The 26,672-nt window shown below is 73.8% G+C and carries 28 protein-coding genes and 1 pseudogene; all 29 read right to left on the bottom strand.

Features of this window, described 5'->3' with window-relative positions:
* On the bottom strand, positions 1-640 hold a 640-nt coding region (locus VMI11_06040), incomplete at its 3' end, for a sigma-70 family RNA polymerase sigma factor (protein HTY71970.1).
* Positions 615-1,514: a tyrosine recombinase XerC gene (locus VMI11_06035; protein ID HTY71969.1), complete on the bottom strand. Its 900-nt coding sequence runs from the start codon at positions 1,512-1,514 to the stop codon at positions 615-617. The genes VMI11_06040 and VMI11_06035, both read right to left, overlap by 26 nt.
* Positions 1,515-1,602: 88 nt before the next feature.
* On the bottom strand, positions 1,603-2,709 hold the full coding sequence (gene dprA, locus VMI11_06030; GenBank protein HTY71968.1) for a DNA-processing protein DprA: 1,107 nt from the start codon (positions 2,707-2,709) through the stop codon (positions 1,603-1,605).
* On the bottom strand, positions 2,706-4,229 hold the full coding sequence (locus VMI11_06025) for a YifB family Mg chelatase-like AAA ATPase (protein ID HTY71967.1): 1,524 nt from the start codon (positions 4,227-4,229) through the stop codon (positions 2,706-2,708). The genes dprA and VMI11_06025 overlap by 4 nt, the downstream gene beginning before the upstream one ends.
* Before the next feature lie 3 nt (positions 4,230-4,232).
* Positions 4,233-4,589: a YraN family protein gene (locus VMI11_06020; protein ID HTY71966.1), complete on the bottom strand. Its 357-nt coding sequence runs from the start codon at positions 4,587-4,589 to the stop codon at positions 4,233-4,235.
* A gap of 197 nt (positions 4,590-4,786) precedes the next feature.
* Positions 4,787-5,095 carry a DUF2469 domain-containing protein gene (locus VMI11_06015; protein ID HTY71965.1) on the bottom strand — a complete coding sequence of 103 codons (309 nt, stop codon included), beginning with the start codon at positions 5,093-5,095 and terminating at the stop codon, positions 4,787-4,789.
* Positions 5,092-5,883 carry a ribonuclease HII gene (locus VMI11_06010; protein HTY71964.1) on the bottom strand — a complete coding sequence of 264 codons (792 nt, stop codon included), beginning with the start codon at positions 5,881-5,883 and terminating at the stop codon, positions 5,092-5,094. Before VMI11_06010 ends, VMI11_06015 begins: the two co-directional genes overlap by 4 nt.
* Positions 5,883-6,365 (bottom strand): NUDIX domain-containing protein, encoded by a 483-nt coding sequence (locus VMI11_06005; protein HTY71963.1) that lies wholly within the window; start codon positions 6,363-6,365, stop codon positions 5,883-5,885. The genes VMI11_06010 and VMI11_06005 overlap by 1 nt, the downstream gene beginning before the upstream one ends.
* Positions 6,366-6,430: 65 nt before the next feature.
* Positions 6,431-7,144 (bottom strand): signal peptidase I, encoded by a 714-nt coding sequence (lepB, locus tag VMI11_06000; protein ID HTY71962.1) that lies wholly within the window; start codon positions 7,142-7,144, stop codon positions 6,431-6,433.
* A gap of 42 nt (positions 7,145-7,186) precedes the next feature.
* Positions 7,187-7,546, bottom strand: a complete 360-nt coding sequence (gene rplS, locus VMI11_05995) for a 50S ribosomal protein L19 (GenBank protein HTY71961.1) — start codon at positions 7,544-7,546, stop codon at positions 7,187-7,189.
* A gap of 186 nt (positions 7,547-7,732) precedes the next feature.
* Positions 7,733-8,536 (bottom strand): tRNA (guanosine(37)-N1)-methyltransferase TrmD, encoded by an 804-nt coding sequence (gene trmD / locus VMI11_05990; GenBank protein HTY71960.1) that lies wholly within the window; start codon positions 8,534-8,536, stop codon positions 7,733-7,735.
* The gene (gene rimM / locus VMI11_05985) at positions 8,533-9,054 is read right to left on the bottom strand and encodes a ribosome maturation factor RimM (protein HTY71959.1); all 522 of its coding nucleotides are present in this window, start codon (positions 9,052-9,054) and stop codon (positions 8,533-8,535) included. The genes trmD and rimM overlap by 4 nt, the downstream gene beginning before the upstream one ends.
* Before the next feature lie 3 nt (positions 9,055-9,057).
* The gene (locus VMI11_05980) at positions 9,058-9,300 is read right to left on the bottom strand and encodes an RNA-binding protein (GenBank protein ID HTY71958.1); all 243 of its coding nucleotides are present in this window, start codon (positions 9,298-9,300) and stop codon (positions 9,058-9,060) included.
* A 179-nt stretch (positions 9,301-9,479) separates the two neighbouring features.
* Positions 9,480-9,932, bottom strand: a pseudogene (rpsP, locus tag VMI11_05975) (30S ribosomal protein S16).
* Between the two features lie 281 nt (positions 9,933-10,213).
* On the bottom strand, positions 10,214-11,737 hold the full coding sequence (gene ffh, locus VMI11_05970; GenBank protein ID HTY71957.1) for a signal recognition particle protein: 1,524 nt from the start codon (positions 11,735-11,737) through the stop codon (positions 10,214-10,216).
* A 24-nt stretch (positions 11,738-11,761) separates the two neighbouring features.
* Positions 11,762-14,107, bottom strand: coding sequence for a [protein-PII] uridylyltransferase (locus VMI11_05965; protein ID HTY71956.1), 2,346 nt, complete (start codon positions 14,105-14,107; stop codon positions 11,762-11,764).
* Positions 14,108-14,129: 22 nt separating this feature from the next.
* The gene (locus VMI11_05960; GenBank protein HTY71955.1) at positions 14,130-14,468 is read right to left on the bottom strand and encodes a P-II family nitrogen regulator; all 339 of its coding nucleotides are present in this window, start codon (positions 14,466-14,468) and stop codon (positions 14,130-14,132) included.
* Positions 14,465-15,826, bottom strand: coding sequence for an ammonium transporter (locus tag VMI11_05955; GenBank protein HTY71954.1), 1,362 nt, complete (start codon positions 15,824-15,826; stop codon positions 14,465-14,467). Before VMI11_05955 ends, VMI11_05960 begins: the two co-directional genes overlap by 4 nt.
* 137 nt (positions 15,827-15,963) lie before the next feature.
* Positions 15,964-17,094, bottom strand: coding sequence for a signal recognition particle-docking protein FtsY (gene ftsY / locus VMI11_05950; GenBank protein ID HTY71953.1), 1,131 nt, complete (start codon positions 17,092-17,094; stop codon positions 15,964-15,966).
* Positions 17,095-17,245: 151 nt separating this feature from the next.
* The gene (gene smc / locus VMI11_05945) at positions 17,246-20,815 is read right to left on the bottom strand and encodes a chromosome segregation protein SMC (GenBank protein ID HTY71952.1); all 3,570 of its coding nucleotides are present in this window, start codon (positions 20,813-20,815) and stop codon (positions 17,246-17,248) included.
* Positions 20,816-21,046: 231 nt separating this feature from the next.
* The gene (locus VMI11_05940) at positions 21,047-21,247 is read right to left on the bottom strand and encodes a hypothetical protein (GenBank protein ID HTY71951.1); all 201 of its coding nucleotides are present in this window, start codon (positions 21,245-21,247) and stop codon (positions 21,047-21,049) included.
* A 193-nt stretch (positions 21,248-21,440) separates the two neighbouring features.
* Complete coding sequence (gene mutM / locus VMI11_05935; GenBank protein HTY71950.1) at positions 21,441-22,328, bottom strand: bifunctional DNA-formamidopyrimidine glycosylase/DNA-(apurinic or apyrimidinic site) lyase; 888 nt, start codon at positions 22,326-22,328, stop codon at positions 21,441-21,443.
* A 3-nt stretch (positions 22,329-22,331) separates the two neighbouring features.
* On the bottom strand, positions 22,332-23,081 hold the full coding sequence (gene rnc, locus VMI11_05930; GenBank protein HTY71949.1) for a ribonuclease III: 750 nt from the start codon (positions 23,079-23,081) through the stop codon (positions 22,332-22,334).
* A gap of 62 nt (positions 23,082-23,143) precedes the next feature.
* A complete protein-coding gene (gene rpmF / locus VMI11_05925) occupies positions 23,144-23,317 on the bottom strand; it encodes a 50S ribosomal protein L32 (protein HTY71948.1) in 174 nt (57 codons plus the stop codon).
* A gap of 3 nt (positions 23,318-23,320) precedes the next feature.
* Positions 23,321-24,010: a YceD family protein gene (locus VMI11_05920; GenBank protein ID HTY71947.1), complete on the bottom strand. Its 690-nt coding sequence runs from the start codon at positions 24,008-24,010 to the stop codon at positions 23,321-23,323.
* A 124-nt stretch (positions 24,011-24,134) separates the two neighbouring features.
* The gene (locus VMI11_05915; GenBank protein ID HTY71946.1) at positions 24,135-24,620 is read right to left on the bottom strand and encodes a hypothetical protein; all 486 of its coding nucleotides are present in this window, start codon (positions 24,618-24,620) and stop codon (positions 24,135-24,137) included.
* Between the two features lie 28 nt (positions 24,621-24,648).
* Positions 24,649-25,131, bottom strand: coding sequence for a pantetheine-phosphate adenylyltransferase (gene coaD, locus VMI11_05910; protein HTY71945.1), 483 nt, complete (start codon positions 25,129-25,131; stop codon positions 24,649-24,651).
* Between the two features lie 40 nt (positions 25,132-25,171).
* Positions 25,172-25,750 carry a 16S rRNA (guanine(966)-N(2))-methyltransferase RsmD gene (rsmD, locus tag VMI11_05905; GenBank protein HTY71944.1) on the bottom strand — a complete coding sequence of 193 codons (579 nt, stop codon included), beginning with the start codon at positions 25,748-25,750 and terminating at the stop codon, positions 25,172-25,174.
* Positions 25,747-26,652, bottom strand: coding sequence for an alpha/beta hydrolase (locus VMI11_05900; protein HTY71943.1), 906 nt, complete (start codon positions 26,650-26,652; stop codon positions 25,747-25,749). Before VMI11_05900 ends, rsmD begins: the two co-directional genes overlap by 4 nt.
* Positions 26,653-26,672: the final 20 nt, after the last annotated feature.

The following is a 26,672-nucleotide window of genomic DNA, read 5'->3' as shown; positions in this document are numbered from 1 at the left end:
TGACCTTGTCGCCCTTCTCGCCGTTGACGTTGAGCAGCTCGTCGAGGGCAAGGACGTTGACGAACGAGACCTGACCGAAGATCGCATGCAGGTCGTCCAGGCCGATGCCCAGCTCCGCGGCGACTTCCGGCTCGGTCGGGGACCGGTGCAGCGTGGCCTCGAGCTGGGCGTAGGCCCGCTCGACCTCGCGCGCCTTGTAGCGAACCGACCGCGGGATCCAGTCGATGGCGCGCAGCTCGTCGATGATGGCCCCGCGGATACGACTGATCGCGTAGGTCTCGAACTTGATCGCCCGCTCGAGGTCGAACTTCTCGATGGCGTCGATCAGCCCGAAGATCCCGTAGGAGACCAGGTCCGCCTGCTCGATGTTGGGCGGCAGGCCGACCCCCACGCGACCCGCGACGTACTTCACGAGTGGGCTGTAGTGCAGGATCAGCCGCTCGCGCAGCTGCTGGTCACCGGTCTCCTTGAACTCCCCCCACAGCTGGCGCAGCGCCGCCTCGGCGTCCTCCGGGTCGGGGAGCTCGAGGTCCTCGTCGAGGCCAGCGTCGACGTCGTCCTCGACCTCGTCCTCGACCTCGTCGAGCGGGGCCTCGGCCTCGACGCCGGCGGCGTCAGGCTCGGGGGTGCGCCTGCTCATACGTGGCCTTCAGCCTCTCGACGGAGACATGCGTATAGATCTGTGTCGTGGCGAGCGTAGCGTGGCCGAGAAGCTCCTGGACGCTACGGAGGTCCGCGCCCCCCTCCAACAGGTGCGTCGCCGCCGTGTGGCGCAGACCGTGCGGACCGAGGTCGGGCGCGCCGGGGACGTCTCGCAGGGCCCGGTGCACGAGCTCGCGGACGGCCCGTACGCCCAGGCGTCGCCCCCTCGCCCCCAGCAGGAGGGCGGGCCCCGACTCGGCGGTCCACAGCCGCGGCCGCCCTCGGGCCAGCCACTCCTCCAGCGCGTGCAGCGCGGGTCGGCCCAGCGGCACCGTCCGCTGCTTGTCCCCCTTGCCCAGCACCCGAACCGTCCCCCGGGCACGGTCGACGTCGTCGACGTCGAGCCCCACGAGCTCGGCCACCCGAAGGCCGCCCGCGTAGAGGACCTCCAGCACGGCGCGGTCCCGCAGCCCCGCGGCCGAGCCGTCATCGGCGCCCACCTCCGCCACGTGCATGAGCACGGCGGCCTGGTCCTGCCGCAACACCTCGGGCAGGACCCGGACCGCCTTCGGGGTGCCGAGCAGGACGCCGGGGTCGCTCGCGAGCAACCCCTCCCGGGTGGCCCAGTGGGTCAGGGCACGTGCGGCGGCGGCCCGTCGGGCGAGGCTGGCCCGCGCGGCGCCGTGCCGGGCCTGCAGGGCCAGCCAGCCACGCAGCACCGCGACGTCGAGGTCCGCGACCCGCGCCACACCGCGGGCGGCGGCGTAGGCGAGCAGCGACGAGGCGTCGCCCACGTACGCCCGGCGGGTGTGCTCCGAGCGCGACGCCACCAGGCGGACGTGGTCGTCGTAACGGTCGAGCGCCGCCTGCAACTCCTCGGGCAGGGGCTGGGCAACCCCCGACGAGCCGAGCGCCGCCCCCGTTGCCATGTTCCTAGCGTCAAGGGGCGCGCCCGTCCGATCAAGCACCACGCCCGCGCGTCGTGCGCGAGACGTGGGTGCCGTCGCAGGTGGCCAGGCCCAGCCTGAGCAGGACGTCCAGCCGTTCGGCCAGGTCACGAGGCGCGATACCGGCGGCACCCGCCAGCTCGGCGAGGGGCCGGGACCCCGCGACCGGCAGCGCGTCGAAGAGCCGCAGCTCCTCGGGGGCCAGGGCGTCGGTGGGACGAACCTCCCCACGCGGGTCCGCCTCGGCGGCCTCGCCGTACGGGGCGACGAGCGCGAGGACGTCCGCGGCCGAGGTGACCAGAGAGGCATTGCGGCTGCTGATCCAGTGGTGGCACCCGGCGGACATCGGCGAGGTGACCGGACCGGGCACGGCCATGTGCACCCGGCCGAGCTCGTGCGCCCGGTCGACAGTGGTCGCGGCCCCGCTGCGCAGCGCCATCTCGACCGCCACCGTGCCCAGGGTCAGTGCCGCGATGAGCCGGTTGCGCTCGAGGAAGCGTGAGCGGCTCGGGTGCTCGCCGGGCGGCAGCTCGGTGACCAGCAGTCCGGTGGCGGCGATCCGCGAGAGCAGCGCGACGTGGCCGCGGGGATAGGACTGGTCGATCCCGTTGGCGAGGATGGCGACGCTGCGGCCCCCGACGGCGAGGGCGGCTCGATGGGCGGCTCCGTCGATGCCGTACGCCCCGCCGGAGACCACGGTCCACCCGGCCGCGGCGAGGTCGGCGGCGATCTCGGCCGCCACGTGCTCGCCGTACGCCGTCGACGCGCGCGAGCCGACCACGGCCACCGAGCGCTCCAGGAACGAGCGCAGGCTCGCGCTGCCGCGCACGTACAGGCCCAGCGGTGGCGCGAGCAGTCCCTCGACGCGATCCGTCGGCCACTCGAGGTCGCCGGGCACCACGAGCCGCGCGCCGGCTGCGGCGGCGGCGTCCAGATCCGCCCGGCCGTCCGCCGACGGGAGGCGGACCAGCCAGCGCTCGGCGACGCCGCGTCCGGCTCGGATCTGCTCGAGGGCCCCGGCCGCGCCGTGGGTCTCCACCAGCGAGGCCAGGCGGTGATCGCCCGGCTCGGCGATGCGCAGGCACACCGCACGGGCGACCCGCTCGGTATCGAGGGTCACGCCGCACCGCGCAGCTGCCCGAGCCGCAGGGTCAGGGCGCTCAGGACGTCGGCCGGACGCGGCCGGTCGCGCCCCGCGAGGTCCGCGACGGTCCACGCCACACGCAGCACGCGGTCCAGGCCGCGTGCCGAGAGCCGCCCGCCGGCTCGGTGCAGGACCTGACGCGACTGCTCGTCCAGCGGGAGATGGTCACGAAGGTAGGAGCCGGGGACCTCTGCGTTGAGCCGCCAGGGCGTGCCCGACAGCCGGGCGGCCGACCGCTCCCGGGCAGCCTGGACCCGCTGCGCCACCTCGGCGGAGGACTCGCCGCGGGACCCGTCGAGCAGCACCGCCTGGGGCACGTCGCGGACACCCACCTGGAGGTCGACGCGATCGAGCAGCGGACCGGACAGCCGCCCGAAGTAGCGGCGCACCTGCAGGGGGGTGCACCGGCAGGACGCGCCCGAGCCGTACGCCTGCCCGCAGGGGCAGGGGTTCGCGGCGAGCACCAACTGGAAGCGGGCAGGCAGCCGCACGGTCGCCCTGGAGCGCGCCAGCACGACCGTCCCCGTCTCGAGCGGACCGCGCAGCGCCTCGAGCGCCTCGGAGGCGAACTCCGGCGCCTCGTCGAGGAAGAGCACCCCGCGGTGGGCGAGCGACACCGCACCCGGGCGCGCCGTGCCCGAGCCGCCGCCGACCAGGGCCGCCGCCGAGGCGGAGTGGTGCGGCGCCTGGAAGGGGGCTCGGGTGAGCAGCGGGTGACCGGGGGGCAGCGTCCCGGCGACGGAGTGCACGGCGGTCACCTCCAGCGCCTCGTCGGGCTCGAGCGGCGGCAGGATGGTCGGCAGCCGCTCCGCCAGGAGCGTCTTGCCCGCGCCGGGCGGGCCGTGCAGCAGCAGGTGGTGGCCGCCCGCCGCCGCGACCTCCAACGCCCAGCGGCCCTCCTGCTGGCCGAGGACGTCGCTGAGGTCCTCCTCCCCCGGCGGGAGCGCCACGTCGGAGGGCACGGCCGTCACCGGCTCGGCGGCGACACCGGTGAGCACCTCGACGAGCTCGCGCAGGGTCCCGAACGGCAGGACGCGGACGTCCGGGACGAGCCCGGCCTCGGCGGCATTGCCGGCGGGCACCACCACGCGGCGAAAGCCGGCCGACCGGGCCGCCAGCACGCACGGCAGGACACCGCGGACCGCCCTGACCGCCCCGTCGAGCCCGAGCTCCCCGATGCATACCAGGGACGCGACCTGCTCGGCGGGTACCACCTCGGTGGCCGCGAGCAGCCCCACGGCGACCGCGACGTCGAAGGCGCTGCCGTGTTTGTGCAGCGAGGCCGGCGAGAGGTTGATCGTGACCCTGGTGTCCGGCCAGGCCTGGCCCGAGTTGGCCATCGCCGCGCGGACGCGCTCCCGCGCCTCGTTGAGCGAGGTGTCGGGGAGACCCACGATGGTGGTCCTGGGCAGCCCCTGGGCCAGGTCGACCTCGACGTCGACCACTTGGCCGTGCACACCGGTCAGCGCGACGGCCCGGGTCCGAGCCAGCGCCACCGCTCAGATCACCCCCTTGACGTGGCGGAGGACCGGCTGCCCCCGACTCGGGGCGAGCACCGCGACGACGTCGAAGCGGACGGCCCGTGGGTGGATGCCGCGCTCGGCGATCCAGCGAGCCGCGAGCACGCGCTGGCGGGCCGCCTTGCCGTCGGTCACCGCCTCCAGGGGGGAGCCGTACGCCGTGCTCCGGCGCGTCTTCACCTCGCACACCACGAGCACGTCGCCGTCACGCGCGACGATGTCGATCTCGCCCTCGCGGCAGCGCCAGTTGCGCTCCAGCACGACGAGCCCCGCCTCGCTCAGATGCCGTGCGGCGAGGTCCTCCCCGTAACGACCCAGCGCGTCCTTGGCCCGCACCCCGAACCACCTCCGCCGACAGCGTGTCGAAGTCGCGGGGAGGGATCAGGTCCGCGCCGGAAGGTGTGGACGACGGCCGCTGGAGCCGCCGGTGTGGACGGCGGCTGGAGCCGCGGGTGGGTCGCCGGGTTGCGGCGATCACCAGGCGGGTGCGTGACCCCGACCGACCGGCGCCGCCGCGCGCGATCCGCGGGTCCTCACTCCTCGGGGACCTGCAGGTCCGGCTTCGCGAGCTCCTCGACGTTGACGTCCTTGAAGGTCAGGACCTTGACGTTCTTCACGAAACGGGCCGGCCGGTACATGTCCCACACCCAGGCGTCGCTCATGGTGACCTCGAAGTAGGTCTCCCCGTCTGCGGTGCGCACCTGCAGGTCGACGTGGTTGGTCAGGTAGAAGCGCCGTTCGGTCTCCACCACGTAGGTGAACAGGCCCACGACGTCGCGGTACTCGCGATAGAGCTGCAGCTCCATCTCGGTCTCGTACCGCTCGAGGTCCTCGGCGCTCACCAGCGGTCCTCCTCCTGCTCGCCCTCGTCCAGCATGCCGTCGTCCGGCTCGCGATCCTCCTCCTCGCCGAGGTCGTCGCGGTCCTCGCCCCAGAGGTTCCACGACCGGCGGTGCTCCTCGCTCGCCCCGTGCTCGCGCAGCGCGGCGCGGTGGTCGGGCGTCGCGTAGCCCTTGTTGACCTCCCAGCCGTACGCCGGGAACCGGGACGCCAACGACACCATCAGGGCGTCGCGCTCCGTCTTCGCGAGAACGCTCGCCGCGGCGACACCGGCGCAGCGCAGGTCCGCCTTGACGAGCGTGCGGACGTCCCGCTCGGGACCGGGTGGCGCCTCGAGGATTGCGGGATCGTCGAACAGGGTGGGCTGCTCGCCCGACCCGGGACGGGTCAGCCAGTCGTAGGAGCCGTCCAGGAGCACCACGTCGGGCTCCTCGGGGAGCTGGGCGAAAGCGCGCTCGCCGGCCAGTCGCAGGGCGCGCAGGATCCCGATCGTGTCGATCTCGCGGGCACTCGCATGACCGACCGCGTGGGCCGGGGCCCAGCGGCGGAGCCGGGGTGCGAGAGTGGTCCGCGCCTCGGGGGTCAGCAGCTTGGAGTCCCGCAGCCCCTTCGGTGCCGTGCTCACCGCGAGGTCCACGAGCACGACGCCGACGCTGACCGGACCCGCGAGCGCCCCCCGGCCGACCTCGTCGACCGCCGCGAGGCGCATGCCCCTCTCGCGCAGCAGGGCGCGCTCGACGCGCAGGGTCGGGACGGTGCTGCGCCGGGCACGGGCCGTGGTGGCCGCCATCACGCCACCTCGTACGGCGTCGCCGGGGCCCGCCCGGCCAGCAGGCGGTCGAGCTCGGCGGCCAGTGCCGCCGGGTAGACGCGCTCCGCCGTGGTCCGCAGCTCCTCGAGGCTCCACCAGCGGTGCCCGTCGATCGCCGACGCCTCCAGGGGCTGGAAGCCGCTGGTGTCGACCTCGTGCGTCGCCACGCGGACCACGAAGAACAGCTCGGACTGCCGGTAGTGCTCGCCCGCGAAGTCGAACTCCGCGACCCGGTGCCAGACGGGGCCCTCGAGGGTGTCCGCCGCGAGGCCGGTCTCCTCGAACAGCTCGCGCCGCGCGCCGCCCTCGGGGGTCTCGCCGGGGTGCAACCCCCCGCCCGGCGTGAACCACCAGGAACCCAGGTCGGGGCGTGCCGGGTCGGCCCCACGGAAGAGCAGCAGGCGGTCCTGCTCGTCCAGGAGGAGGACCCTGGCGGCCTCTCGCTGCGAGCCGTCCGCCATGGGTCGAAGCGTACGTCGGTGCCGCGGCGACGCACGTACCGGCAGGGCATGTCCCCCGCGCTGGGTCAGGAGCTACCGGGCGGGATGTCGTGGAAGGTGGCCGGGACGGGCACCGTCGCCCACCGAGAGATCGGGTACACGATGAGGACGACGCGCCCCACGACGTCGCCCACCGGGACCATGCCCCCGCCGGGGCGCTGCTGCTCGTGGGGCCGGGAGTCCTCGCTGAAGGGCCGGTTGTCCCCCATCACCCAGAGGTGGCCCGGCGGGACGTGCACGTCGAAGCGGGTGTCGCTGGGTGCCGCCCCCTTGGCGATGTACGGCTCGTCGAGCGGCTTGCCGTTGACGGTGATGCGGCCCTGCGCGTCGCAGCACACGACATGGTCGCCGCCCACCCCGATCACCCGCTTGACGAGGTCGTCGCCGCGGTCGGCGGGGAGGAGGCCGATGAAGGTCATCGCGTTGCGCAGAGTGCGCTGCCACGTCGGCGAGGTGTCCGGCTGTGGCTCCAGCCACCCACCGGGGTCCTTGAACACGACGACCTGCCCACGCTTCACCCCGTGGACGTCTGTCGTGATCTTGCTGACGAGGATCCGGTCGTTGACGTCGAGGGTGGGCTCCATCGACTCGGAGGGCACGAAGAACGCCTGCACGAGGAAGGAGCGGATGAGCACTGCGAGGGCGAGCGCCAGTGCGACGAGCACGACGCCCTCGCGCATGGCCGCCCAGGGGCTGCGGTGCGCGTGCTGCGGCGCGTCGGTCGTCGCCTGCTCGGTCATCGGGAGGGCCCCTCGTTGCGGTGGGCGAGCGTCGGGTCCGGCCTACCGGGCCGTCGGCGTCTCCCGCTTCTCCTTGATCTTGGCAGCCTTGCCGCGCAAGTCGCGCAGGTAGTACAGCTTCGCGCGCCGGACGTCGCCCCGGCTGACCACCTCGATCTGCGCGATCACCGGGGTGTGCACCGGGAAGGTGCGCTCGACGCCCACGCCGTAGCTCACCTTGCGGACCGTGAAGGTCTCCCGGACCCCCGATCCTTGACGGCGGATGACCACGCCCTGGAAGACCTGGATGCGGGACTTGTTGCCCTCGACGACCCGGACGTGGACCTTGAGGGTGTCCCCGGGTCGGAAGTCCGGGATGTCGCTGCGCAGCGAGGCGGCGTCGACGGGGTCGAGGGTGTTCATCAGGTCTCCTCGTCGGTGCCACAGGTCACCCACGGTCGGGGGACGTTCGGTTGCCCAGCTCGCCACCTCGTCCACCGCACGCTCCCCCTGTGGCAGGGGCGCGGGCGAGGGTGACGCGGCCGGGGAGCGAGCTCTCCGGGCCGATCGACCAGTGTGCCACAGCGGGTGCGTACCGCCCGAATCGCGTCAACCACCGCCGGTCGCGCCGTCGGTCCCGCCGTCGGCGAGCGCCTCGAGATCGGCCTCGTCCAGCGCGGCCGGGTCGAGGGCGGCCACGAGGTCGGGGCGGCGGGACGCGGTACGACGCAGCGCCTGGTCGCGGCGCCACCGCGCGATCCGCGCGTGATCGCCCGACAGCAGCACCTCGGGAACCGCCAACCCCCGCCACGTGGGCGGCTTGGTGAAGGCCGGCCCCTCGAGCAGCCCGCCCCCGCCGTGGCTCTCCTCCGCGAGGGAGTCGGCGTTGCCCAGAACCCCCGGGAGCAGGCGCGCCACGGCCTCGACGATCACGAGGGCGGCGGCCTCGCCGCCCGCGAGGACATAGTCGCCGATCGAGAGCTCACGGATCCGATAGCGCTTCGCCGCGTCCACCAGGACACGGCCGTCGATGCCCTCGTAGCGTCCGCAGGCGATGACCAGCCGGGCCTCGCCCGCGAGCTGCTCGGCTAGACGCTGCGTGAACGGCTCGCCGGCCGGGGTCGGGACCACGAGGACCGGCCTCGGGCCAGGCCCCTCGCCGGCGCCGGCACCGGCGAGGGAGTCCAGCGCGGCTCCCCACGGCTCGGGACGCATGAGCATGCCGGCCCCGCCCCCGTAGGGCGTGTCGTCGACCGTGCGGTGCCGATCGGTCGTGTACGCCCGCAGGTCGTGGACGTCGAGCGCAACGATCCCGGCGTCGATCGCGCGACCGATCACCGACAGGCGCAGCGGGGCGAGGTAGTCGGGGAAGATCGTCACGATGTCGACCCGAAGCCGTGCCGCCGGGCTCATCTCGCCTCGCCGAGGTCCAGCAGGCCCGGCGGTGGGTCGAGGACGACTCGACCCCCCGCCACGTCGACGACGGGCACGATCGCCGCGACGAAGGGCACCAGCGCCTCGCGCCCGTCGGTCGTGCGCAGGGCCAGCAGGTCCTGGCTCGGCAGGTGCACCACCTGGGTCACCTCACCGAGGAGCCCGCCGTGCTGGTCGAGCGCACGCAGTCCGACCAGCTGGAAGTCGTACCACTCCTCCTCGTCCTCCGGCCGCTCGTCGGGATCGACGTCCACCACCAGCAGAGCCCCGCGCAGCGCCTCCGCGGCCGCCCGGTCGCTGATCCCGACGAAGCGCACCAGCAGACGACCACCCTGGGTGCGCGAGGACGCGACGGTCAGCGGCCCGTCCGCCTCGGGGTCGGTGTGCAACACCGTCCCGGGGGCGAACCGGCGGTCCGGTTCGTCGGTGCGCACGTCGACGGCGACGTCGCCGGCCAGGCCGTGGGCACGGCCGAGGCGCCCGACGACCACCCGCACGCCTCAGCGCACCTCGTCGGCGTCGAGGAAGTCCACCCGGACGGGCCGCCCCGGCGCCAGTGCGCCGAGGACCGTGCGCAGCGCCTTGGCGGTACGCCCGGACCGGCCGATCACCTTGCCCATGTCCTCAGGGTGGACCCGGACCTCGAGGACCCGACCGCGACGCAGCTGGCGATCGCGTACCGAGACCTCGTCCGGATGGTCGACGATCCCCCGGACGAGGTGCTCCAGCGCTTCCTCGAGCATCAGGCCTCGGGCTGGTCGGCCTGGCCGGCCGCCGCGGTCTCGTCCTCGGAGATCGTCGCCTCGGCCGCGCTCTCCTGCGGCTTCGCCGGCTCGGTGCCGGCCTCGGCCGGGCCGTCCTCGGCGGCGACCTCGACCTGCGTCGCCTCAGCGACCTCGGCCGTGGGGGTCTCCTCCGACGGGGCCTGGGCCGCCGCATCGTGAGTATCGGCGGCGGCCTGGGCCGCCGCATCGGCAGGCTCGGCGACCGGCTCGGCCTTCGGCTTGGCGCGCGCGGCCGGCTTGGCCTCGACGAAGGTCTCCTTGGCGGCGGCCTCGAAGACGGCCACCTTGTCGGGCTTGGGCGCGGCCACCTGCAGGCTGCCCTCGGCGCCCTCGGCACCGGTGAAGCGCTGCCAGTCGCCGGTCACCCGAAGGATCGCGGCCACGGCCTCGGTCGGCTGCGCGCCGACGCCGAGCCAGTACTGCGCGCGCTCCGAGTCGACGACGATGAGCGAGGGGTCCTGCTTGGGCTGGTAGGTCCCGATCTCCTCGATCGCCCGTCCGTCCCGCTTGGTGCGGGCGTCGGCGACGACGATCCGGTACTGCGCGTTGCGCATCTTGCCCATGCGCTTGAGCTTGATCTTGACTGCCACGGGGTACGGGCTCCTGGGTGTCGGACGGGGGCGAGCATCGGCCCGGGTGGGGTCCAGTCCCTGCTCGACGGGGGTGACGCGGGCGGTGAGAGGGCCGCCGCAGCGCCGTGCCCGGCCACGGCCGGGCCGTCCCAGTGTGCCAGAGGCCGTCCGCCCCGTGGAAACCGACCGCAACGTCCCCACCCACGCCGAGCCCCGTCGCACCCGCACTTGCGGCGGGCTTTGCGTCACTCCGCCTCCCCGGAATGACGTACAACCCGCCACAAGTCGGGGAAGTGAGGTCAGTTGAGCAGGCCCTTGAACTCGTCGGGGAGCTCGAAGTCGGGCGGCAGCGCGGGCGCACCCTGCGCACCGGCACCGGTGGCCGCGGCGGCCGCCAGCCGCTCCTGCTCGGCGCGCTTGGCCGGGTTGCCGGAGCGCCCCGCCTTGGCCTTGCGGGCGGTGTTCTTGCCCTGCTTGGCACGGCGGGCTCCGCCCATGCCCGGGAGCCCGGGCAGGCCGCCCCCGCGGGACATCTGCGCCATCATCGTGCGGGCCTCGAGGAAGCGCTCCACCAGCCGGTTGACGTCGGCCACCTCGGTCCCCGACCCGCGCGCGATCCGTGCCCTGCGAGAGCCGTTGAGCAGCTTGACGTCCCGCCGCTCGGCCGGGGTCATCGACTGGATGATCGCGGTCACGCGATCGATCTCACGCTCGTCGATGTTCTCGATCTGCGAGCGCAGCTCACCCATGCCGGGCAGCATCCCGAGCAGCTTCGACATCGGCCCCATCGACCGGATCGCCTGCATCTGGCCCAGGAAGTCCTCGAGGGTCATCTCGCCGGGCTTGGCGGCCTGGGCGGCGAGCTTGGCCTTCTGCTCCTCGTCGAACGCGCGTTCGGCCTGCTCGATGAGGGTCAGCAGGTCGCCCATGCCGAGGATGCGCGAGGCCATCCGCTCGGGGTGGAAGACGTCGAAGTCCTCGAGCTTCTCGCCGTTGGAGGCGAACAGGATCGGCCGCCCGGTCACCGACGCGATGGACAGCGCCGCGCCGCCGCGGGCGTCTCCGTCGAGCTTGGTGAGCGCGACCCCGTCGAAGCCGACCCCGTCCAGGAAGGCCTGCGCGGTGGTGACCGCGTCCTGGCCGATCATCGCGTCGACGACGAAGACGATCTCGTCCGGCTGGACCGCGTCACGGATGTCCGCCGCCTGGCGCATCAGCTCGTCGTCCAGGCCGAGGCGCCCCGCCGTGTCGACGATGACCACGTCGTGGACCTTGGCCCGGGCCTCGACGAGGGAGTCGCGCGCGACCTGCACCGGGTCACCCACCCCGTTGCCCGGCTGCGGCGCGAACACGGGGACTCCGGCCCGCTCGCCGACGACCTGCAGCTGGGTGACGGCGTTGGGGCGCTGCAGGTCCGCGGCGACGAGGATCGGCGTGTGGCCCTGCTCGCGCAGGTGCACCGCGAGCTTGCCGGCCAGGGTCGTCTTGCCGGAGCCCTGGAGACCCGCGAGCAGGATGACCGTGGGCGGGGTCTTCGCCATGCGCAGCCGGCGGGTCTCCCCGCCGAGGATGCGGACGAGCTCCTCATCGACGATCTTGATGACCTGTTGGGCCGGGTTCAGCGCCTGGGAGACCTCGGCGGTGAGCGCGCGCCGCTTGACGCTCGCGACGAAGTCGCGGACCACGGGGAGGGCGACGTCGGCCTCCAGCAGCGCCACCCGGATCTCGGCACAGGTGGCGTCGATGTCGGCCTCGGAGAGGCGTCCCTTGCCCCGCAGGTTCTTCAGGGTGGCGGACAGCCGGTCGGAGAGCGTCGCGAACACAGGCCCCAGGGTATCCGCGCGAGCTCAGCGCAACGCGCCACGAACGGCGAGGGCCACCTCACGGGCCTGCTCCGGCCCCAGCGGCCGGCCGTCGGACCCCACGACATAGAAGACGTCGACCGCGTCGCTGCCGAGCGTGCTGACCCGGGCCGAGAGCACGTTGACGCCGGCGGCGGCGAGCGACGCCCCGATGCGGTGGAGCAGCCCAGGCCGGTCGTGGGCTCGGACCTCGATCACGGTCGCCGACTCCGACGCCCCGGGGACGACGTCCACCCGTGCCGGGGGGACGGCCCGTCCGAGGCGATGGCCCTGGTCGGGGTAGGACTCCTCGCGCCGGCGGAGCCGGTCGGCGACGTCGAGGCGCCCCTCGAGCGCCCGGCGCACGTCCTCCCGCAGCGCGCGGGCGTCCGGTGCCGAACCGAACTCGGGCAGGACCGTCCACACCTGGACGGCCATCGACCCCTCCGAGGTCGCCGTCGCCGAGCGCACGGCCAGACGGTGGAGGCTCAGGACGCCCGCGACGGTGGCGAGCAGGCCGAGCCGGTCGGGGGCCGCGACGGTCACCTCGAGGCCGTACGCCGCCTCGAGCAGCGTGACCGCGAGGTCGCCACGACGGGCGAGCTGCTGCTGCTCGGGGGTCAGGGGCTCGGGCGGCACGACGACGTGGCCGCGCAGCACCGAGTGGGTCCGAGCCACCAGGTCCGCGACAAGCGCGGCCTTCCACTCCCCCCAGGCGGCGGGCCCGGTGGCCAGCGCGTCTGCCTCGGTGAGGGCGTGCAGCAGGTCGAGGTTCTCCGGGGTCTCCACCGCAGCCGCGACGGCGGTCACCGTCGCGGGGTCGTCGAGGTCCCGGCGCGTCGCGGTGTCCGGAAGCAGCAGGTGGTAGCGGACCAGGGAGACCAGGACCTCGGCCTCCGCGGGGTCGAAGCCCAGGCGCGGTGCGATGTCGGCCACCACGGCGACGCCGGCCTCGGTGTGGTCCCCCGGCCAGCCCTTCCCGATGTCGTGCAGCAGGGCTCCGACGAGCAGCAGGTCGGGCCGCGACACCCGGCGGCTGAAGGCGGCCGCCGTGGTGGCGGTCTCCACCAGGTGCCGGTCGACGGTGAAGCGGTGCACCGGGTTGCGCTGGGGGCGGCTGCGCACCCGCTCCCAGTCGGGGATGAGCCGGGTGGTGATCCCGGCCTGGTCCAGGGCCTCCCACACCGGGATCGCGGGAGCGCCGGCGCCCAGCAGCGAGACGAGGGCGTCGCGGGCCTCGTAGGGCCACGGCTGAGGCAGCGGCGCCGACTCGGCGGCGAGCCGGTCGACGGTGTGCGGGGACAGCCGCATCGCCGCCTGCGCGGCCGCCGCGGCCGCGCGCAGCACGAGGACGGGATCCTCGGCGGGTCTGGCGTCACGGGCGAGGACGACGTCGCCCTCCTGCTCGACGACGCCCTCGGCGAGCGGCGCCCGGAGCCGGACCGCGGAGTGGCGGAGGGGGCCGGTGACGAACCGGCTGCGGCCGCGGCGGGTGAGCACGGCGTGCTCCACGCGATGCGCCGTCACGTCGAGGGCGTAGGCGACCGTCCGCCCCGCGGACGCGACCTGGCGCAGCAGCTGGTCCGCGTCGAGCAGGCCGACCTGATGCGCGACCGCGTCCTGCTCCTGCAGGGCCAGCCGGTCGCTCGCGCGGCCGGTCACCGTGTGCAGAGCGTCGCGGACGTCGAGCAGCGTCTCGTGCGCCTGCTCCAGCCCGGCGTGAGGGGCGTCGGTGACCCACGAGGCGGCCACGGCCCGCAGCACCACGAGGTCCCGTAGGCCACCCCGCGACTCCTTGAGGTCAGGTTCGAGGGTGAAGGCGAGCTCGCCGGATCGTTCGGCACGCTCGCGACAGGAGTCGAGCAGCTCCGGAAGGCGCTTGCTGGAGAAGCCCCGCCAGTCGGCGAGCACGCTCGCCCGTAGCCCCTCGGTCAGGCCCACGTCCCCCGCGACGTGCCGCACGTCCAGCAGGCCCAGCAGCGCCCGGAGGTCCTCGGCGGCGACCCGGCGGGCCTCCGAGGGTGTCCGGACGGCGTGGTCGAGACGGACTCCGGAGTCCCACACCGGGTACCAGATGCGGTCGGCCAGCTCGGCGGCGTCGGTGTCGCGGAGGTGGGGCCCGCGCAGCAGCAGCACGTCGAGGTCGCTGCCCGGGGACAGCTCCCGGCGGCCGTACCCGCCGACGGCGACGAGGGCCGCGCCGCCGACCGGCCCGCCGGCCTCGGTGAAAAGGCCGGCGAGCCAGGCGTCGGTGAGATCGGCCAGCGCCTTGCGCCGGTCCGCCCCGGTCAGCCCGGAGCGGGCCAGCAGCTCCTGACGGCGCTGGGAGTACGGCGAGGCCTCGACGGTCATGCGATGGATCGGGTCGCCGGCCTCAGAGAGCCTCAGCCCCGCGTTCGCCGGTACGCACCCGGACGACGGCGTCGACCGGGGTGACCCAGATCTTGCCGTCCCCGATCCGGCCGGTCTGCGCCGCCTTGCCGACCACGTCCACCACGTCCTCGGCATCCGCGTCGTCGACCAGGATCTCGATCCGGACCTTCGGTACGAGGTCGACGGTGTACTCCGCGCCACGGTAGACCTCGGTGTGGCCCTTCTGGCGGCCGTACCCCGATGCCTCCGACACCGTGAGCCCGTGGACGCCGAAAGCGTCCAGCGCGCTCTTCACGTCGTCGAGCTTGAACGGCTTGATGACCGCGGTGACGAGCTTCATGCCCCCACCCTCTCTCCGGGCACGTGCACCGTGCCACTGCTCAGGTTGCCCACGCCGGCCCCGCCCACACCGAAGCCGCTGAACTCGTACGCGGTCTCCGCGTGCTCGGCCAGGTCGATGCCGCCGGCCTCGGCCTCTGGATCGATCCGGAACCCGATGGTCTTGTGGATCGCCAGGCCGATGATCAGCGCCATGACGAAGGAGTACGCGAGCACGGAGGACGCGGAGACGGTCTGGATCCACAGCTGGTGCAGCCCCCCGCCGTAGAACAAGCCGTTCGTCGTGGCGTACAGCGACCGCGTGGTGCTGAAGAAGCCGAGGAACAGGCAGCCGATGATCCCGCCGACCATGTGGACGCCAACCACGTCGAGGGAGTCGTCGAACCCGATCCGGAACTTCAGGCTGACCGCGAGGGCGCAGATGGCGCCGGCGAGCAGGCCCAGCAGGATCGCCGACCACGGGACGATGAAGGCACAGGCCGGGGTGATGGCGACCAGGCCGGCGACCGCACCGGAGGCGGCACCGACCGTGGTCGGGTGGCCGTCACGCAGCTTCTCCACGAGCAGCCAGCCCAGGACACCGGCCGCCGTCGCGACCTGGGTGTTGGTGAAGGCCAGCGCGGCGGTCTGGTTGGCCGCCAGCGCGGAACCGGCGTTGAACCCGAACCAGCCGAACCACAGCAGGCTGGCGCCGAGCAGCACCGCGGGCACGTTGTGCGGACGGAACGGCGCCTTCGGCCAGCCGGCTCGCCGGCCGAGGATGAGCGCCAAGGCCAGGCCGGCGGCGCCGGCGTTGATGTGCACGGCCGTCCCACCGGCGAAGTCCTCGACGCCGAGCTTGGCCAGCCAGCCCGGTCCCTCCTTGAGCAGCTGGGCGCCGCCGAAGTCGAAGACCCAGTGCGCGACCGGGAAGTACACCAGGCTCGCCCACAAGGTGACGAAGATCCCCCAGCTGAGGAACTTCGCGCGGTCGGCGATGGCGCCGGAGATCAGTGCGGGCGTGATGATGGCGAACATGAGCTGGAACATCGAGAACGCCAGCGCGGGGATCGGGTAGATCCCACCGTTGGTGGCGACCTTGCCGATGAGCTCGCCCATGCCGACGTCGTGCAGGCCACCCCAGAACCCGTTGCCCGTGTTGCCGAAGGCGACGGAGAACCCGAAGGCCGTCCACAGCATGCTGACGATGCCGATCGTGATGACCGACATCATCATCATGTTGAGCGTGGTCTTCGCGCGCGTCATGCCGCCGTAGAAGAACGCCAGGCCGGGGGTCATGAGCAGCACGAGCGCGGCGCTCGCCAGCACCCATGCCGTGTCGCCACCCGGACTCTGGAGCGGGTCAGCTGCCAGAAGCATCGATGTCTCCCCTCACGGGCCCTTCGCCCGAACGTGGGGGAAGACTGGCGTCGGCGCGTTTCCCGTCGGAGTGTCGGCTGTTACCGGGAGATGTCGTTGCCCTGACTTCTGTGAACGTCGTGTGAACGATCGGCCGGTCAGCCGCCCAGCAGCGCGTCCACGAACGTCTCGGCGTCGAAGGGGGCCAGGTCGTCCGGCCCCTCGCCGAGTCCGACGAGCTTCACAGGCACCGCGAGGTCACGCTGGACCTGTACGACGATCCCGCCCCGGGCGGTGCCGTCGAGCTTGGTGAGCACCACCCCGGTCACGTCGACCACCTCGGCGAAGACACGCGCCTGGACCAGACCGTTCTGCCCGGTGGTCGCGTCGAGGACGAGGAGCACCTCCGCGACCGGGCGCTGACGCTCGAGCACCCGCTTGACCTTGCCCAGCTCGTCCATGAGACCGGTCTTGGTGTGCAGGCGCCCAGCGGTATCGACGATGACCACGTCGAGGTGATCGTCGGTGGCGGTCCGCACCGCATCGAAGGCGACGCTCGCCGGGTCGCCGCCCTCCGGGCCGCGGACCACCTCGGCCCCGACGCGCTCGCCCCAGGTCTGCAGCTGCTCGCTGGCCGCGGCGCGGAAGGTGTCGGCCGCGCCGAGCAGGACGCTGCGGCCCTCGGCGACCAGGAGCCTCGCCAGCTTCCCGGTCGTCGTGGTCTTGCCCGTGCCGTTCACCCCCACGACCAGCGCCACGGCCGGCCCCGACTCCTGCGGGTCGAGGTGCAGGGCGCGGTCCATCGACGGGTCCACGAGCGCGAGCAGCTCCTCACGAAGCAGCGCCCGTACCTCGGCCGGGTCCTTCACCCCGTCCACACGAACCGTGGTGCGCAGCCGCTCCACGAGCTGGGCCGTCGGGCCGACCCCGAGGTCGGACAGGAGCAGGGTCTCCTCGACCTCGTCCCAGGTGGCCTGGTCGAGATGGTCGCGCGAAAGCAGGGTCAGCAGCCCCAGGCCCAGGGACGAGCCCGAGCGAGCCAGACGGGCACGCAGCCGGACCAGCCGGCTGGCGGGCGCCTCGGGGACCTCCAGGACAGGCGCGGGCGGGGCCTCGGCCAGACCTCCGGCGCTCGTCGCGGCAGCCGGGGCACGCGGCTCGGCCGGCGGTGCGACCACCGGGGGCGGTGCCTCACGCGTCAGCTCCCGTCGCCGTCGCGAGGTGACCAGCCCGATGCCGAGCAGCACGAGGATGGCGAGGATCACGAGGGCGATGACGACGAACTCCACGCGCGGATCCTCTCAGGACCGAGGCGACCGCCGCGCCCGCCGGCCGGCGACGAGCCAGGGTCGGCTACCGGAGCTGCGGTTCCCGCAGCCTGCTCACACGAGCTCCGGTTCCCGGAGCCTGCTCACACGAGCTCCGGTTCCCGGAGCCTGCTCACACGAGCTCCGGTTCCCGGAGCCTGTGGCTGATCACCTCGGTGACCCCGTCGCCCTTCATCGTCACGCCGTAGAGCGCGTCGGCGATCTCCATCGTCCGCTTCTGGTGGGTGACCACGATGAGCTGGGAGGACTCGCGCAGCTCCTCGAGCAAGGTGATGAGCCGCCCCAGGTTGGTGTCGTCCAGGGCTGCCTCGACCTCGTCCATGACGTAGAAGGGGCTGGGCCTGGCCTTGAAGATCGCGACGAGCAGGGCGACGGCGGTCAGAGACCGCTCGCCGCCGGACAGCAACGACAGCCGCTTGACCTTCTTGCCGGGCGGGCGGGCCTCCACCTCGATACCGGTCGTCAGCAGGTCCGAGGGGTCGGTCAGCACCAGGCGGCCCTCCCCGCCCGGGAAGAGGCGGGCGAAGACCTGCTCGAACTCGCGCGCGGTGTCCTCCCAGGCGGCGGCGAAGACCGCCTCGACCCGCTCGTCGACCTCGCGGATGATGTCGAGCAGGTCCCGCCTGGTCTTGCGCAGGTCCTCGAGCTGCTCGGTGAGGAACACGTGCCGCTCCTCGAGCGCGGCGTACTCCTCCAGGGCCAGCGGGTTCACCTTGCCGAGGACGGCCAGCTCGCGCTCGGCGGTGCGCAGGCGCTTCTCCTGCTCCGCGCGGACGTACGGCCGGGTCTTCGCCACGACCGGCTCCTCGGTCCGCGATTCCTCGGTGCCGTCACCGGTCTGGGCTTCGGTGACGGGGACCGGCTGGTCGGGGCCGTACTCGGCGACCAGGGTCTCGGGGTCGACCCCCAGCTCCTCCACGGCCCGGGTCTGCAGCACCTCGATCCGCAGCCGCTGCTCGGCCCGAGCGACCTCGTCGGCGTGGACGGAGTCAGTGAGTCGCTCCAGCTCCTCGGCCAGTTCACGAAGCCGGGTACGGGCTTCGCGCAGCTCCTCGGCGTGCGCCGCGCCGTCGCGCTCGACAGCGCCCCGCTCGCTCGCTGCGCGCGTGAGCGAACCCTCGAGGGCGCCGAGGGCGACTCGAGCCCCGGCGGCGACCGCCGCGGCGACCTGCCCCTGGACCTTGGCTCGTTCCCGACGCGCCGCTGCGCGGGCCTGCTCCTCGCGGGCGGCCACGGCGGCCGACCGAAGCGCCTCCGCGCGCTCGCCGAGCGCCCGCACCCGCTCCTCGCCGGTCCGGACCGCCAGCCGGGCGTCGAGCTCGGTCTGCCGCGCGTCGGCGACCCGGTCGACCAGGGACGGGCGCAGGTCGATCTCCTCGCCGGCCACCGGCTCGGCCGAGGCCGCGGCGAGCCGGGAGGTCAGCTCGTCGAGTCGTCGCTGGTCCTCTGCCCGCGCCTGTTCAGCGGCGGCGAGGGCGACGACGAGGCGCTCCGCCTCCCCGCCGGCTGCCCGCGCCGTCGCCCCGAGGTGGGCCAGCTGCTCCTCGACCGCGGCCAGGCGGGCGTCGGACTCGTGGAGGCGCTCGAGGGCCGCCTCCACGCGGTCGGCGGCCGCTCGCTGGCGGTCCTCGGCCCGGGCCAGCTCGAAGCGGGCGCGCTCGAGCCGGTGGCCGGCGGCGGCGAAGGCGGCGGTGGCCTCCTCGACCGCCGCCTGCAGCTCCAGCAGCGAGGGGGCCGCCGCCGAGCCGCCGCGAGCGGTGTGTCGACCCACGAAGTCGCCCTCACGCGTGACCGCGGTGAGGTCAGGGTGGCGCCGGAGCAGGTCCTCGGCGGCTGGGAGGTCGGCCACGAGGACGATGCCCTCGAGCAGCCGGGCCAGGGCGGGGCGCAGCGTCGCCGGCGCCTGCACCGCGGAGAGAACCGGACGCGGGCCACCCGCGACGACCGGCTCCGGGGAGGTCTCGTCGAGTGCAGCCACGAGCAGGGTCGCCCGCCCCTGGTCGCGCTCCCGGAGCACGCTGAGCGCCGCCACCGCGGAGGGCAGGTCACGGACGGCGACGGCGTCCGCCGCGCCGCCGAGGGCCGAGGCGACCGCCGTCTCCCACCCCGGCTCCACGGAGACGAGGGCGGCGATGGAGCCGAGCAGTCCCGAGACCTCCGCCGAGGCCGCCAGGAGCGCCGCGGCGCCGTCCTTGGGCGCGAGGGCGCTGCGCAGCGCCTCGGCGCGGGCCTGGGCGGCGGCCCGCTCCCGCTCGGCGTCGGCCGCCTCGGTGCGGGCGGCGGCGAGGGCGGTGTCGGCGGCCGCCAGCTCGGCTGCAGCCGCCCCGTGCTCGGCGTCGAGATCGACCTCACCCTCGTCGATGCCGGCGACCTGGGTTTCGAGGGCGGTGAACGCCCGCTGCGCCTCCTCGGCCCTGGTGCGGGCCTGCGCCAGGGCCGAGCCGAGGCGCTCGATCTCGGCGGAGCGGGTCTCGACCCGCCCCCGGGCGGTGCGCTCGTCGCCGGAGAGGCGAGCCAGACCCTCCCGGCGGTCGGCCTCGGCGCGCTGGAGAGCGGCCAGCCGCTGGTCCTCGGCGCGCAGGTCCTGCTCGGCGACGCCCAGCAGCTCTTGGGCGGTCATCAGCTGGGCGGTGTCCGCCTCGAGCCGCTGGCGGAGCCGGCCCGCCTCGGCCTGGACGGAGGCGGCCTCCGCCTCCAGCTGGTCCGGGTCACCTGCGACGGCACGCTCCGGCTCCTCCGCGAGTCGGCGGGAGCGCTCGGCCGCCAGGGCGGCCGTGCCGTGCAGCCGCTCGCGGAGGGACGCCAGCCGGAAGTAGGTCTCCTGCACGGCGGCTAGCGCCGTCACGTCCGAGCGAGCGGCCTCCTCCAGCGCCGCCTCCCGCTCGCGCAGGCGGGAGTGTTCCTGCTCGACCGCCTGGCGGCGCTCGCGAAGGGCCGTCTCGTCAGCGATCTCCGCTTCGAGCGAACGAGTCATGGCGAGGAGGTCGTCGGCGAGGAGGCGCAACCGCGCGTCCCGCACGTCCGCCTGGATCACCGCAGCGCGGCGCGCCACCTCCACCTGCCGGCCCAAGGGTTTGAGCTGGCGACGCAGCTCGGCCGTCAGGTCCTGCAGCCGGGTGAGGTTCGCGCTCATCGCCTCGAGCTTGCGCAGCGCTTTCTCCTTGCGCTTGCGATGCTTGAGGACCCCGGCCGCCTCCTCGATGAAGCCCCGGCGCTCCTCCGGCGTGGCGGTCAGGACGGCGTCCAGCTGGCCCTGTCCGACGATGACGTGCATCTCCCGGCCGATGCCCGAGTCGGACAGCAGCTCCTGGACGTCCAGCAGCCGGCAGGCCTCGCCGTTGATGGCGTACTCCGAGCCGCCGCCGCGGAACATGATCCGCGAGATCGTGACCTCGGAGTAGTCGATGGGCAGGGCCCCGTCGGAGTTGTCGATGGTGACCAGCACCTCGGCTCGGCCCAGGGGGGCACGCCCGGAGGTGCCGGCGAAGATGACGTCCTCCATCTTGGCGCCGCGCAGCGTCTTGGCGCCCTGCTCGCCGAGCACCCAGGAGAGCGCGTCGACGACGTTGGACTTGCCGGAGCCGTTCGGCCCGACGACGCAGGTGATGCCGGGCTCGAAGCGAAGAGTCGTCGAGGCCGCGAAGGACTTGAAGCCCCGCAGGGTGAGGCTCTTCAGATGCACGGAGCGGTTCTCCTGGGCCGAGCGTGGCGGGGAAGCCGACAGCCGAGCCTACGCGGCCCGCGGGAGGTGCCCGACGCGACACGGCGCTCCCCGGAGGGGGGCGCCCGGTGGCTCGCGCTCCCCGGAGGGGGGCGCCCGGTGGCTCGCGCTCCCCGGAGGGAAGCGCCAGATGGCCGCTACGGCGACCCGGCGAGCAGGCGCCGAGGTCGGTGGGGCGGGTGGTGCGGAGGGTCAGGCGGGGGCGCCGACACGGACGTCGTGCGCGGCGTCGAGGTCGAGATGCTCCTCGGTGATCAGGCTCGTGAGAGCGCTGTTCGCAGCGCTCAGCCTCGCCACCTCGTCCTCGAGCTCGCGTACTCGCCGGCGCAACAGCGCCAGCTCGACCGCAGAGGAGTTGGCAGGGCCGAGGTGGCCGAACAGGGCCTTCGCCATTGAAGGGCCTCCAGGACGAGGGGTCAGGGCGTGCGCCGATGCGGACAGGTGTCGAGATGCTGGGCGGGCGGGCCGCCGCCCGGCCGAGCAGCGTCGATCTGGGCGTGCTGCGACGGCCGTGACCTCAGAGTGACATTCGGGACGGCAGGTGGTCAACCGCCGGATCCCCCGAACGGGTGTGTCGCGGGGGACCTCACGGATGAGGGTGGCGGGGGCGCGGTTGGCAGGTCGGGCACCAGTACGAGGAGCGGTTCATGAACGCCTGCCGGCGCACCGGAGTGCCGCAGCGCGGGCAGGGCTGGTCGCGGCGCCCGTACACCGCCAGGGAGCGGTCGAACCACCCGCTCTCCCCGTTGACGTTGACGTAGAGGGAGTCGAAGGAGGTCCCGCCCTGCGCGAGCGCCTCGGTCATCACCTCCCGGACCGCGGCGAGCAGCCGGCGCACCTCGGTGGGACGCAACGAGGCCGTCGCGCGGGTGCCATTCAGGCGGGCGCGCCAGAGCGCCTCGTCGGCGTAGATGTTCCCGACGCCGGAGACGAGGCCCTGGTCGAGCAGGGCGCGCTTGAGCCCCGTCCGCCGGGCGCGAAGCGCAGCGACGAAGGCGTCGTCGTCGAACGCCGGGTCGAGCGGGTCACGCGCGATGTGGACGACCCCGGCCGGGACCCGGCCGCCGTTCCCGTCGTCGACGAGTGCCTGGAGGGCGAGCCCGCCGAAGGTCCGCTGGTCGACGAAGCGCAGCTGCGGCCCGCCGTCGGTGAAGTCGACACACACGCGCAGGTGAGCCTCCGGTCGCGCCTCGGGTGGCTCGACCAGCAGCTGGCCGCTCATGCCGAGGTGGGCCACCAGCGCCTCTGCGGGAGCAGCGGGGGGCCGCTCGGCGAGCGGCAACCAGAGGTACTTGCCCCGTCGCGACGCACCCAGGACGCGGCGGCCCTCCAGGCGCGCGACGAGGTCTGGGGCGCCCGCCACGTGGCGGCGTACGGCTCGTGGGTGCAGGACCTCGACGTGCCGGATGGTCCGGCCGGTGACCCAGCGGTCGAGGCCGCGACGCACGACCTCGACCTCGGGGAGCTCGGGCACGCCTCAGCCGGGCGCTGTGCCGGCGTCGCCGGAGGGCTGGTCCGGCACGAGTCGGCGCAAGGCGGTCCAGGCGGCCTCCGCGGCCCCCTGCTCGGCCTCCTTCTTGTTGCGCCCGATCCCGCTGCCCCGATCGAGCCCGGCGACTCGGACCACCGCGGTGAACGTCTTCTCGTGGTCAGGACCCTCCTCGCTCACCTGGTAGTCGGGGACACCGAGGCCGAGGGTGGCGGTCAGCTCCTGCAACGAGGTCTTCCAGTCAAGTCCGGCCCCCCGGCCGGAGGCCTCCTCGACGAGCTCGTCGAAGAGGCGGTGCACCAGGTCGGCGGCGGCATCGAGGCCGCGGTCGAGGTAGACGGCGCCGATGACCGCCTCGACGGTGTCCGCCAGGATCGAGGACTTGTCGCGCCCGCCGGTCGCTTCCTCGCCCCTGCCGAGGCGGACGAAGGAGCCGAGGCCCAGCCCACGGGCGACGTCGGCGAGGGCGCGCATGTTCACCACGGCGGCCCGCAGCTTGGCCAGCTGGCCTTCCGGCAGGTCCGGGTGGGCACGGAACAACGTGTCGGTCACCACCAGGCCGAGCACCGAGTCGCCCAGGAACTCGAGACGCTCGTTGGTGGGCAGCCCACCGTTCTCGTAGGCGTAGGAGCGGTGGGTCAGCGCTCGGACGAGCAGGTCGTGGTCGACCGGCACGCCCAGCCGCGTCTCGAGGGACGCATACGAGGAGGTCCGGGTCACGCTCGCCGGTTCAGCCACGTGCTGCCGCTCCTGCGGGTCAGGGCGCCCTCTAGGGCGCCATGAAGATGAGACGCTGAGGATCAGACGCTGAGGATCTGCCGCTTGTCGTAGGTACCGCAGTTCGCGCAGGCGCGGTGGGGCAGCTTGGGCTGGCGGCACCGGTCGCAGGCGGTGAGGGTCAGCGGGGCGGCCTTCCACTGCGCACGTCGCGAGCGGGTGTTGCTGCGCGAGGTCTTCCTCTTCGGGACGGCCACTGGTCAGCCCTCTTCCTTCTCGATGTCGCAGATGTTCTCGATGTCGCTGATGTTCTCGATGTCGCTGTTCTCGATGTCACTCGTGTGGGCGAGCTGACGTGTGTTCATGATCTGACTGGTGCTCACGATGCCGGTCCCCGCCTCGGTCGGCCCCAGCAGGTCCCGCAGCGCGTCCCAGCGGTGGTCGGCAGACGCGTGGCGGTGCAGCGGGTCGTCGGCCAGCCGCGTGCCGCACTCGGCGCACAGCCCCGGGCAGTCGGGCTCGCAGACCGGCTGGAACGGCAGGGCCAGCACCAGCGCGTCCCGCACGACCGGCTCGAGGTCGAGCAGGTCGCCGACGAGCTGGGCGGCGCCCTCCTCGTCCTCGCCGTCGGCCCCGGGCGGTACGTGCTCGCCGGGGTAGACGTACAGCTCCTGGAAACTGACCTCCACCCGCGAGGTCAGGGGGTCCAGGCAGCGCACGCACTCCCCGACGAGACCGGCTCGCGCCGTCCCCGTCACGAGCACCCCGTCGACCACCGCCTCGAGCCGCAGGTCCAGCTTGAGGGGTGAGCCCTCGGGCACGGCGATGACGGCCAGCCCGAGGTCCGGCGGGGCCGAAACGGTGAGGACCATCTCGCGCATGGTCCCGGCCCGCCGCCCCAGCTCCCTGGTGTCGAGCACGAGCGGGGCACGCGCGTCGAGGCGGTGCACGATGGGACCCTCACACCCTCAGGTGCCCCTCGACGAAGCCGACGGGCACGGTGAAGGGCCGCCCCGGGCGGGACGACCAGCGTCCGAGGGTAGTCGAGCCCGTGTCGCAGCCCCAAACCGTGGCTCAGTCCCCGGGGAGGGGCCGGTCGTCGACCGGGTCGTCGGAGTGCTCGTCGCGCAGGCGCTCGCGCCCCCGCGTGACCGCGGCCAGGGTCTTGCTGAGGGTGATCTCGAAGGTCGCCAGCTTGCCGTCGATGTAGGCGTCGGTCTCGTCGCGCCGCCGGCGGGTCTCCTCCTCGGCCTCGGCGCGCAGTCTCGACGCCTCGTGCTGCGCCTGCGTGTAGACCTCGGTCTGGGACACCAGCCGCATCCGCTCCTCGTGGGCGGCGGCGATGATCTCGTCGGCCTCGGCCCGGCCCGAGTCCACGACCTGCTCGCGTCGGCGCAGCACGTTGGCGGCGGCGTCGATCTCCTCGGGTAGCTGGGCCCGCAGCTCGTCGAGCAGGGAAAGGACCTCCGCCCGGTTGACCACGCACGACGACGACATGGGCATCGAACGGGCCCCCTCGACGAGCGCGACGAGCTCGTCGAGGGTGTCGTGGACGGACACGAGGCAGGCCTTTCGCTCGGCGGTGGGCTCAGCCCGTGGCCCGCAGGCGCGCGGCCAAGCGGGACAGGACGGAGTCGGGAACCAGTCCCGAGACGTCCCCGCCGTGGCGGGCGACCTCCTTGACCAGGCTGGAGGACAGGTAACTGTAGAGCGGGTTCGTCGAGACGAACAAAGTCTCCACGCCGGCCAGCCGGTAGTTCATCTGAGCCATCTGGAGCTCGTAGTCGAAGTCGCTGACCGCGCGCAGGCCCTTCACGATGGCGGGGATGTCGTGGTGCCCGCAGTAGTCGACCAGCAGCCCGTGCCAGGAGTCCACGCGAACCCCCGGCATCGCGGCGACGAGCTCCTCGAGCATCGCGATCCGCTCGTCGACGTCGAAGAGGGTCTGCTTGGCGGGGTTGACGAGCACGGCGACGACCACCTCGTCGTGCAGGGCAGCGGCGCGGGCGATCACGTCCAGGTGCCCGTTGGTCACGGGGTCGAACGAGCCCGGACACACGGCCCGCCGCACGCGCCCTGGTCCTGCCCTGGTCACGGCACCACCCTCACGCTCACGCTCCGGCACGCCCGCCGGCGGCGTGACCGTACCAAAGCGTCGCCTCCCCGTACCGACGGTCACGGTCGGCGGTGAAGCCGTCGGGCCAGCCCCAGGCGGGGTCCCGACTGGCGCGTTCGACGACGACGACCGCCCCAGGGGCGAGCCAGCCGTGGTCGAGCAGGTCCGAGAGAACGGCCCGCAGGGCATCGGAAGGCAGCGAGTACGGCGGGTCCGCGAACACCACGTCGTACGGCGGACCAGGAGCCGGCTCGGCGACCAGCCGCTCCACGGCCAGTCGGATGACCTGACCCCCTGGCAGCCCGGCTTCGTCGAGGTTGTGGCGCACCACGGCGACCGCCCCCGCGTCTCGTTCGACGAGGAGCGCGTGGGACGCGCCCCGCGACAGGGCCTCGATGGCGACGGCACCCGACCCGGCGTAGAGGTCGAGCACCCGCCGCCCGGTGAGGGGGCCGAGCGCCGCCTCGAGGGCCGAGAACAGGCCCTCGCGCGCCCGGTCGGACGTGGGGCGGGTCCCACCGCCGGGGACACGCAGGCGCCGGCCGCGGGCGTGGCCGCCGACGACGCGGGTCAGCGCCCCGCCAGGCGCAGGAGTCCGGCGAGCACCCCGTCGGGCCCCGCGACCGGGATCGACCAGTGCCCCTCGCCCTCGACCAGGTGCACCTCGGCGCCCGACACGTGATCGGCGAGCCACTGGCCGTGGGCGAAGGGCACCATGAGGTCCGCCGAGCCCTGCCACAGGGCGACCGGAGGCTCGATGCTCGTGAGGTCGAACCCCCAGTCGCGCGTGAATTCCAGGTCGTCGTCCAGCCAGCCGTCCACACCAGGTGCGAGTGCCCGGGCGAAGGAGCGCAGGGTGTCCTCGGCGAACTCGCCCGTGAACACGGCCAGGTCGACCTGGGGAAGCAGGCTGTGCATGGCGGCCGTCACCGCGTCCTGGTCGAGGCTGAGCATGGCGGGGCGCTGCGCCTCGAGCCACGGCCGCAGCACGTCCTCGCCGGCCAGGGCGGCGTCGAACTCTTCGACGTTGTCCTCCCCCATCCCGGCCAGCCACTCCTCCCGGGACATCCCGGGACCACCGAACGGGGCGACGCCGGCGACCGACGCCGCAGCGAGCACGCGCTCCGGCAGCAGGGCCGCTGTGGCGAGCGCGTGCGGGCCGCCGCCGGAGCGGCCGTAGGTCAGGCAGACCTCGGCGCCGATCGCGTCGAGCAGGGCGACCACGTCGCCGGCGCAGTCCACGACTCGCCGTCCCGGCCGGCGCGAGGAGCCGCCGTAGCCGCCGCGCTCGTAGGTCACCAGGCGCAGCCCGTGCTCGGCGGTCGAGCGCAGCCACTCCCGTGACGGACTGGCGCTGCCCGGGGTGCCGTGGTGGACCACCACCGGGAGGGCGCCCTCGGGCCCGCTCACGGTGTAGGAGATGACGGCGCCGTCCGGACCCACGACGGTCCGGTCCTCGGGGGTCGGGAAGCTCATGGCGGCATCCTGCCCGGTCG

This window comes from Actinomycetes bacterium, from assembly GCA_035506535.1.
GTDB lineage: Bacteria > Actinomycetota > Actinomycetes > DATJPE01 > DATJPE01 > DATJPE01.
This window is presented reverse-complemented; position numbering and strand designations above follow the sequence as displayed.